The sequence below is a fragment of the Candidatus Methanoperedens nitratireducens genome (assembly GCF_900196725.1).
Classification (GTDB): domain Archaea; phylum Halobacteriota; class Methanosarcinia; order Methanosarcinales; family Methanoperedenaceae; genus Methanoperedens; species Methanoperedens nitroreducens_A.
Genome location: NZ_FZMP01000081.1, coordinates 1 through 6,108, shown reverse-complemented (window position 1 = coordinate 6,108; position 6,108 = coordinate 1). Strand labels below are relative to the sequence as shown.

At 39.1% G+C, this 6,108-nt stretch carries 6 protein-coding genes; 2 read left to right on the top strand and 4 right to left on the bottom strand.

Features of this window, described 5'->3' with window-relative positions:
- The coding region (locus MNV_RS06190; protein WP_218837922.1) for a hypothetical protein at positions 1 to 294 on the top strand (294 nt) is incomplete at its 5' end.
- 46 nt (positions 295 to 340) lie between these two features.
- On the opposite strand, the gene MNV_RS06185 is transcribed toward MNV_RS06190, so the two are convergent.
- The 3 genes from MNV_RS06185 to MNV_RS06175 all read right to left on the bottom strand — a co-directional run bounded on the left by MNV_RS06185 (position 341) and on the right by MNV_RS06175 (position 2,854).
- A complete protein-coding gene (locus MNV_RS06185; protein WP_096204511.1) occupies positions 341 to 1,141 on the bottom strand; it encodes a hypothetical protein in 801 nt (266 codons plus the stop codon).
- A gap of 3 nt (positions 1,142 to 1,144) precedes the next feature.
- Complete coding sequence (locus MNV_RS06180) at positions 1,145 to 2,395, bottom strand: COG1361 S-layer family protein (RefSeq protein ID WP_096204509.1); 1,251 nt, start codon at positions 2,393 to 2,395, stop codon at positions 1,145 to 1,147.
- A 180-nt stretch (positions 2,396 to 2,575) separates the two neighbouring features.
- The gene (locus MNV_RS06175) at positions 2,576 to 2,854 is read right to left on the bottom strand and encodes a hypothetical protein (protein WP_143311663.1); all 279 of its coding nucleotides are present in this window, start codon (positions 2,852 to 2,854) and stop codon (positions 2,576 to 2,578) included.
- 375 nt (positions 2,855 to 3,229) lie between these two features.
- Between MNV_RS06175 and MNV_RS06170 the strand changes: the two genes are divergently transcribed.
- Entirely contained in the window at positions 3,230 to 5,722 is a 2,493-nt protein-coding gene (locus MNV_RS06170) for a NosD domain-containing protein (RefSeq protein WP_096204505.1), read from the top strand.
- A gap of 34 nt (positions 5,723 to 5,756) precedes the next feature.
- Here the strand turns inward: MNV_RS06170 and MNV_RS06165 are convergent, their stop codons facing one another.
- A complete protein-coding gene (locus MNV_RS06165) occupies positions 5,757 to 6,008 on the bottom strand; it encodes a hypothetical protein (RefSeq protein ID WP_096204503.1) in 252 nt (83 codons plus the stop codon).
- Positions 6,009 to 6,108: the final 100 nt, after the last annotated feature.

The window sequence follows — 6,108 nt, the reverse complement described above, 5'->3', positions numbered from 1 at the left end:
CGCTTAAACGGTCTGCGAAAATCGGTGTTAAAGGTTGTACATGAAATAAGAAACTCCAGCGGTATAGTAGTAAAAAAGGAGTGGGAGAGAAACGGCACCCTTGATGCCCATAGTTCAAATAGTTACATAGGTTATCTATATGTTCCATCATGGGCACCAGCAGATACGTATACAATTACAGGCTCACTTTACGATCTTGATTCAGGCATGTTGTATGATAATGCGAGTGTTGATTTCAATGTAAGTGAAACTAATATCATGACTGCAGATGATTGGAAGATTGATAACTGGTAGTTCATCTTAGAAAAATCAAAATAATTTATAGAAATGTGAAAAATATTTAGTCTATATTTTTAAACGTTCCAATCAGTCCTCTCAGGAATTTTATGTTATGTCTGTAGAGTTCGCAGATTTTTTGCTTGCCTTCATTTGTCTCTTCAAATTTTTTCAGACCTAATGTAAGAGGCAATGCAGGTATGAATAGAAGCCCGAACAGTCTGTACATGAGTCCGACCTCTAGCTGGTTCATACCTGAAACCAGATTTGCAAGAAAGAATTGGAACGAGTAACAGCTTATTATAGCGGGTATAGTCCATAGTGCGACCTTCCTTTGAGATATAAAAGTCAGAATTAGCACCACGATGAGCCCACCTGCTAAGAAGTCTATTGAAGAGAAAGTCAAAAGAGGAGTTAGATTGTAGTGGCTCATTGTTTCTATGATGTCCCCAAACCTTGCTTTTCCCGTCTCGCCTATTATCAGTTTTTCAAAGGATTGATTTATGACAGGGATTATGTTGTTTGCTACACGCAGATCGATTACTATGTCATCTATTTTAACAAAACTATCCTTTTCCTGGTTTTCTTTAGATAAGATTAATTTCTTTTCCTTTGTGATTTGATTTTTATCCTGCGAAACCTGTTTCTTTTCCAGTACAATCTGGTCTTCGATTAAAATAGCGTAATATGAATTTTCCTTGTTTATAAGAAGGTCCTGGACATCTTCTGGTAAGGAGGTTGCATTTATTTCTTGACTATCTATAACAATGCCCGCTTCTCCAGCATTTGAAACAATGGTATATGGAATCAATAATATTAAATAAATTATGATAATTAAAACTGATAATATTTTTTTAGTCTGCATTTTTCATTTCCTCTTATCCAACTGGAAACCGGCAACTAAGAAAATCCCATAGCTCATTACTACGAATATGAATACATAAAACATGCTTGAGAGGTTTTCATTTGATACGGGTATTATTGAATCCTTTTTATCGATTCTCATGATATACAGGTTTGATTTGGAGTAATGCTGTCCATTCGCATCATCAAAATTTATCTGAATATTTAACCCGTATTTTCCTATCTTTGCCTGTGGGTCAACGTTTACTCCAAAAGATGTGGACTCAGATGCACCCGGGCGTATAATCCCAATAAAATTCTGGGTCTGGGTTAATATCTTATCCCCTCCTGAGATAGTAACCCTCACGTTTTTGATCCCATTGGTTCCTGCGTTAGCAACCTGAATCATGAGAAGGCCGTCACTGCCTGGATTTAGATTGGTTGGATCAAGCGTCACATCCTGAATATATATCTCCGATAACTCTTCAATATTAATTCCAAAGCTATTCCGCTGGGTCTGCAATCGGTTGGTATAATCTTTATACTCAAGCGTTAAATTGAAGTTATAGAGGCGGCTGGTCGCCAGTTTATCTACCTGTATATTGTATATAATCTCTTCACTTCGATCCGTCTCCAACAAAGGTATGTACTGCTCCGTACTTGTTCCTACGCTTGAGAACGGCAACTTCACATCCAGAGCTGCTCTTATCTGGTTAAGTTTATTATTACCTATATTTTTCAGGGTAACTTTCAATTTAAAAGTATCTCCGGGATTGATATGTTCCGGAATGGTGGTAATATTAACCGTATTAATTTTAATTACTTCCGGATTCTCAACTATTTTTATCCCGATATACAGGTCTTCCTGGCGTTTTACTGTCCCATCTTTGACTGTTGACCACAGTACGGTGATGGGTATATAATATGTACCCTTCGCAACATTATCTTTAATATATATTTCGTATTGAATGGTTATATTCTGGTTCGGACCTAATTCATTAGCAATATATTTCTGCAATTCGTGTGTAAATTTTATTTGATCTGCTTTACTTGGGTCAATCTGCGTTGAGACACCGAATGCCGAATATCCGAAAATATTTTGTATAGTTATATTGATCGTTTTGACATCGGACGGGTAAAACTCGATAGGTGAGACATCTGTTATTACAAGTTGATGGTATTTAGCGGGCTCAATTTCACCTGGTTCAGATACGCCCATCGCTGGTAAGATACTGAAAATTATTAAGATTATTACTCCGATATATCTGTACCGCATAACTCTGCCAATAAGAAATGTACGTGATAATAAGCTTTCTGTTCAATTTCAAAGAATTGGAGTTTAATATATTGGTATAGTTCTTTTATGAACCCTACTTTGGGAGATTTTGCGAGCTTTTTGACATTAAATCTCATCGATATAAGGGTTATAAACCCAAAAAGATGTTTAAAAATCTCTTTATTTGAATAAAACGTTTTGAATAGCTCGTATATTAAAATCGGGAATCCAAGCTGACAATGAAGATTCTTGCATATTCCCTGGATGATTGGTTTCAACAGTTTTCCCCAGGATTTCTGCTAAAAATAACTTTTCCCTCAGAGTAAGGTTGGGCTCCCTTTCAATCGCAACTATAACTTCAGCTTCCCTCTTCGCCCTGAGGACTATTCTTTTAAATCGTTCTTTGAGTTCGGCAATCCGCTCCTCGCTGATACCAAGTATATCATGAAGCTCTGTCATGTCCACACCGTTCCACGTTTGTATGTATAACGTATCTATAGATATACTTATTGCAGTGCTTGATCTCCACTTCGAAGGTAATTTGATAACCACCGTGTAAACTTAATGTGACTACAACATGTGAATTCTCTCCAAAAGCAATATATACCGTAAATATCAGATACATAAACACGGGAAGGAATACCTGCAGAATACCTGCAGAGTGAATAAGCATTCAAGAAAATTGGAATTAAAAATTTGGTTTAGCGGTTATATTAATTATTACCTCATAATGATCATTCATATTTATTTAATGCTGATCATTATTATGATTAGTTTTATATATCTCTTAACATCATTAAAATTGTTAGGCTTTGCAGGAGGAGACTGATAAGTATGAGTATAAAATATTCAAAGAGACAGGCTGCAGCATTCTCTCTTATACTGATAGTTCTCACAACTATTGGTGGTGGAATCCCGGCAGCACTTGGGGCTCAAAATATCGATACATGCACAACGATTTCCACGCCGGGGATATATACGCTCACCAGGAACATATTAAACATCAAAGCCTCAAATTGTATCTATATTACCACAGACAACGTTATTTTCAACGGCGACGGCTATGTCATCGATGGTGTTGGTGCGGCATCTACGAATGGAGTATATGTTCACAAACGCCTGAAAGCACTGAAAAATGTAACCGTAAAAAATGTTTCCCTGAAAGACTGGAATACAGGAATTTATTATAAAAATGCTGATGGTGGAAAATTGGAGAACAACAATGTAAGTTCCAGCATCCGGGGAATATTTTTAGAGTCATCCGGCAGCAACGCTATAACAAGCAACATTATTAATTCAGATGGTGCTGGAATCACCATGTTATCCTCCAGCAACTCAAACCTGCTTATCAACAACACAATTCTGACCTCAGGCAAAAACGGCTACGGGATCTACATCCAGTCATCCGGTTCAAATAACATAACAGGCGGTTCTATCATTGCAAAGAACTCGTATGACTACTATCTCAATAATGCCGGCAATACGAATTATTTTACAAGCACTAATTTCACATCTTTAAGAAAAATAGCATTCTACGATAAGAAATCATACTTTAATTACAACAATGAGACAGGCGGAAACACATGGATCAAAACAAGTATCTCTGCTGCAGGCTATTTGAACAGGACACTTTTGAGCTGGAGTACCTCATTATTGAGATTTAATGATACGAACGGAAGCGGTAATATTACCGCTAACTACACGCTTTCCGGTCTATTGTCGAACAGCACGTATAAAATCTACAACATTTCACAGGGGACTGAGACAAATTCTTACACCATCAGGTCAGATCCTGACGGCAACCTCAAAAGCTTCACTATTGCGTTAAAAGGGGAGACCGGGATTAAAGTTCAGGTTTATAAAAACGTAACAGATGGCAACCTGACAATATCCGATATCCAGGTGGCAAATGTAAGCAAGAATGCAGCGGATATAATCTGGCATACCAGTAAGCAATCCGATTCTTCGGTAAAATATGGAAAATACAACACTAATTATACTTTTCAGGTATACAACTCCAGTCCGGTAACCAACCACTCAATAAAACTTAACAACCTGTCAACTGCCACTACATACTATTTTGTTGTCAATTCGACAGACCTGTCCGGAAATTCTGGTGAAAGCCAGGAACTGAGCTTCAAAACCTCAGGTGTTTTCAATAACCTTAGCGTTGCAGTTGTCTATGAAAGAGTTGCGGACAAAATGCAAAAAGACATCGGAAGAAACATAACTAACGTGACCGAACTGCTTGGCTCTATAAAGACAGATATAATATTCCGGGGCTGGTGGCACGAGAGGATGATACTTGATGACTGCGCCCAGCTCCCAAATCCCGCTCAGCAGCAGCTCTGTGACGATTCAAGCTATACATATTCCCATCTTAACAAAGCGACCTCGGAGATTAAGAAAACACTTCCAGACAGCATCTTTATAGGGGCCGTGCCTGCTCAGCAAATATACAGTACAACCTATAACCCCGATACTCACAAGTTCATACAATATCCGGATACGTGGTACATGGCTCTTGACCCGGCTAAACTCGGCATCACAGGTATTACCAAAGAAAAGTTCCAGTGCGAATACGCAAAGAACAGGGCGTGGCTGAACAAGACTTTTGACTGTACGCAGTACAATCCTGCGAACATGAAAGCTTATTTCCCGGACATAACCAATACTACTTTCCAGGCTTTGCTTTTGAGCCTTGCAGAAAAACAGATCGACTCCGGGGCGGATGGTATCTGGTTTGATGGACTTTTTTCACAGGCAGGTTACCTGGCAAGGTTAACCAATGATATAAATAATTCTGCTGTTAACGCTTCTTATTCAGCTTCTTTGATGATCATAGACGGCGTGCATAACTATAAACATGGGGTTTATGCAGGTACATGGGCGGGATGGATAAAATCCCCTTACCCACCACCCAATCTCGATTTTACCACCGTGACGCCATCAAGAGAAGAGGTCTTAAACCAGAATTTTAATGAAATTTCGTGGAATATGACCATTTCCCTTATAAAAGAGAAGAGGGGGGATATCCCGATTATCGCTTTTATCGACTGGTCAGATACTTCAGAAACGCCGCTGGGTGCTTTCAGCCAGAACCTGAGCAAAGAGAGCCAGAGCAACTTCTTGAGGATAGCTGATGCCTTTTTCCAGAAAAAAGGTATCATCTTTGCCTACCCCATGCATGGTGGCTTTTTGGGGATTGATGCGCAGGTACTTTCATACGGGACATACCCGTATTATGATGCCCTGGCCCCGGAATTTGACACATACGGAACAATACGGCAGCTTTCCTCGGCAAAAACCGGATATAATGAGCCTTGAAATCCTCCGGATGCAGGCACCGGGACCATATATCTTATCTCTGAAAACCCGGTGATTTAGCTGACAACAGGGATTTTTGCATATTCTTTGGACGATTGGTTTCAACAGTTTTCCCCAGGATTTCTGCTAAAAATAACTTTTCCCTCAGAGTAAGGTTATGCTCCCTTTCAATCGCAACTATAACTTCAGCTTCCCTCTTCGCCCTGAGAACTATTCTTTTAAATCGTTCTTTGAGTTCGGCAATCCGCTCCTCGCTGATACCAAGTATATCATGAAGCTCTGTCATGTTCCCGCTCTCCGCCTCTATGTATAGAATGTATTTAGATATATACTTATTGTAATGCCTGATCCGACTTGTAGGTGGTTACCAAAGCCCTCCCAAAACC

Excerpts from the sequence above, each read along its gene's own strand:
- MNV_RS06185 (WP_096204511.1), bottom strand. The coding sequence starts at position 1,141 with ATGCAGACTAAAAAAATATTATCAGTTTTAATTATCATAATTTATTTA.
- MNV_RS06180 (WP_096204509.1), bottom strand. The coding sequence starts at position 2,395 with ATGCGGTACAGATATATCGGAGTAATAATCTTAATAATTTTCAGTATC.
- MNV_RS06175 (WP_143311663.1), bottom strand. The coding sequence starts at position 2,854 with ATGACAGAGCTTCATGATATACTTGGTATCAGCGAGGAGCGGATTGCC.
- MNV_RS06170 (WP_096204505.1), top strand. The coding sequence starts at position 3,230 with ATGAGTATAAAATATTCAAAGAGACAGGCTGCAGCATTCTCTCTTATA.
- MNV_RS06165 (WP_096204503.1), bottom strand. The coding sequence starts at position 6,008 with ATGACAGAGCTTCATGATATACTTGGTATCAGCGAGGAGCGGATTGCC.